This window comes from Flavobacterium sp. (assembly GCF_049318325.1).
Classification (GTDB): domain Bacteria; phylum Bacteroidota; class Bacteroidia; order Flavobacteriales; family Flavobacteriaceae; genus Flavobacterium.
Window position 1 is genome coordinate 1 of sequence record NZ_JBMOGQ010000201.1, and the last position, 2,556, is coordinate 2,556.

Below are 2,556 nucleotides of genomic sequence, written 5' to 3' on the forward strand. Positions count from 1 at the left end.
TTTTCATCATCTGCCCATCCATCAAAGCGAATGGCGGCAATAATTTTTTCTTCCTGTTTTTCAAAAACTATTTTAGGATTGTTAGGATTTGGTAAATTTTTCAAATTATAATTTTTCGGAACCATAAACATCATTTTAGAAGTATCTCCTAACTCCATAACGACAGGTGAAGTCATGGCGATTTTTTCGTTGGATTCATTAGCTCCAAAAATATACCCAGCCAATATCCCAAAACCTTCACTTGAGCTTTCTTTGTAGCCTTTTTTGTTCAGTTTTACACTCGAAAACAATGCGGAATCGTATTTTCTTATCTCAAATTTGTCAAACTTTTTAATTACCTTGTAATTGTGTTGTTCTGTTTGTTGCGTACTTCTTGATATAAAAATTTGCGCTATAGTGATTAATACTAAAATTGAAATAATAATAATTACTGCTTTCATGTGAATTAAAATTTTAAGATAATAAGCAAATGTAACCAACTTAGAACAAATTTGATACGATGATTGCTTACTTTACTATCCAAAAAAAATCAGTTAGCACTTTAATTTAATTGGAGTATTATAATATTAATATTCAAGTTTAACTAATCACTAATAAAATTTGAAATTAATAGTATAAAAAATACTTTTTAGTAACAGTTATTATTTTATAATCTTTTTACATAATTAACTATGTTTGTATCAAATCTGAATTTTAATTTTTCAATAATGAGATATTTATTTATTTTATCAACTCTATTATTTGTATCCTGCCAAAAAGATTCAAATAAAAACCTCAATTTAAACAATCTCAATTGGATTGATTTGACCTATAGTTTTGACAGCACTACTTTATATTGGCCAAATAACAAGACGACTTTTGTTCACCATACTGATGCAGATGGCGTTACGCCGCTAGGATATTATTATTCTTCCTATTCCATTTGTACACCAGAGCACGGTGGAACTCATTTGGATGCGCCAATTCATTTTGCAAAAGGCAAATACACTGTTGAGGAATTACCTTTAACAAGTTTAACTGGAAATGCTGTGGTTATAGATGTTTCGAAAAATGCATTAGCTAACCGAGATTATCGAATAACAATTGAAGACATTAAAAATTGGGAAATAGAAAATGGTAAAATTGACAACAATACCATCATTTTATTTAAAACCGGATATGGAAAATATTATCCAAATCGAGGCGATTATTTCGGAACTCCGAAAACTGGAATTGAAGCTATTCCAGAATTACATTTCCCTGGAATCGACCCCAAAACTACTTCGTGGTTGATTAAAGAGAGAGAAGTTAAAGCACTAGGATTAGATACACCAAGTTTAGATTATGGTCAATCTAAAGATTTTAAAACACATCAAATTTTAATGGGAAGCAATAAACCTGGTTTTGAAAATCTGGCAAATCTAGACAAACTTCCGGCCACTAAAATCTTTGTGGTAGCGCTACCTATGAAAATTGGCGGTGGCAGTGGGGCTCCATTAAGAATAATTGCGGGTATTTCTAATTAATTTCTATTTAGTAGTGACCTAAATTGTGAAGCAACTCTAATTTTCAAATGCCTTAATTGACATTAATACCTCTGAATTACTATAAAAAACATTATATAGCATAGTGAAAATGGAAAAATCTCGACGAAAAAAAATTTATTTAATAAGTTTAATTTTAGTAACTATTATGGGCCTAAAAAGCTGCAAAACAATGGACAAATCACTTACATTAGATATCCAAAAAGTTGAATTAGAAATACTTCAACAAATTCCTGAAAATCAGAAAGGAAGAGAGAAAAGCGCTTTGTATTTGCCTCCTCGAAGAATAAATGAAAAAGAATTTAATTCTCCTGCCTTAAATGAACTTATTGACAGCATGTATACTATGATGGTAAAAAAATCAGGTGTTGGTATTGCAGCAAATCAACTCGGTAAACGATTACAGATATTCATTATAGAAGCAAAATCGGACAATCCACGTTACAAGATTTTAGGTCCCGTACAAAAACAACTATTTATCAATCCAATTATTACTAAAGCATCCTCGAGTAAGAAGAACTTTTGGCACGGGTGTTTAAGTGCTGAAGGAAAAAAAAGAGGGAATGTGGCAACTTATGAATGGATTGAATATCAATGTCAAAACGAAAAAGGAAAAATCATAACGGGTAGACTCGATGGATTTGCCGCAGTAATTTTTCAACACGAATTTAGACATTTAATGAACGGAACATATCTTGATGTGGCAAAACATTTTTTATCAAAAACAGAATTGGATCTCGAGATTGAATTGAAAAAAACACCATTTTTTGAAACAGCTTCGGATACTTTACCACTACTAATTAATGGTTACAAAATTGGGGAAACACTTGAAAATTACCACTCCAAAAAGTAACAGGAATGAAAGTTTCAACTGAAAAATTTTATTTATCAACTCGTTATTATTGAAATAATCTTCAAAACCAATTGAGAAAATAAAAAAACCCGACACTTTCGTATCGGGTTTTTAAGCTCCCCCTATTGGAGAAAGTTACAATTTTAATGCGATGATTGCTTACTCAATCATTTGGAAATT

Annotated in this window: 3 protein-coding genes; 2 read left to right on the plus strand and 1 reads right to left on the minus strand. The window is 30.8% G+C overall.

Features of this window, described 5'->3' with window-relative positions; genetic code table 11:
* The coding region (locus tag ACOYLP_RS11665; protein WP_422856343.1) for an SOUL family heme-binding protein at positions 1 to 440 on the minus strand (440 nt) is incomplete at its 3' end.
* A 267-nt stretch (positions 441 to 707) separates the two neighbouring features.
* On the opposite strand from ACOYLP_RS11665, the gene ACOYLP_RS11670 reads away from it, so the two are divergent.
* Both ACOYLP_RS11670 and ACOYLP_RS11675 read left to right on the plus strand, forming a co-directional pair.
* The gene (locus ACOYLP_RS11670) at positions 708 to 1,505 is read left to right on the plus strand and encodes a cyclase family protein (RefSeq protein WP_422856344.1); all 798 of its coding nucleotides are present in this window, start codon (positions 708 to 710) and stop codon (positions 1,503 to 1,505) included.
* Between the two features lie 190 nt (positions 1,506 to 1,695).
* Positions 1,696 to 2,376 (plus strand): peptide deformylase, encoded by a 681-nt coding sequence (locus ACOYLP_RS11675; RefSeq protein ID WP_422856345.1) that lies wholly within the window; start codon positions 1,696 to 1,698, stop codon positions 2,374 to 2,376.
* Positions 2,377 to 2,556: the final 180 nt, after the last annotated feature.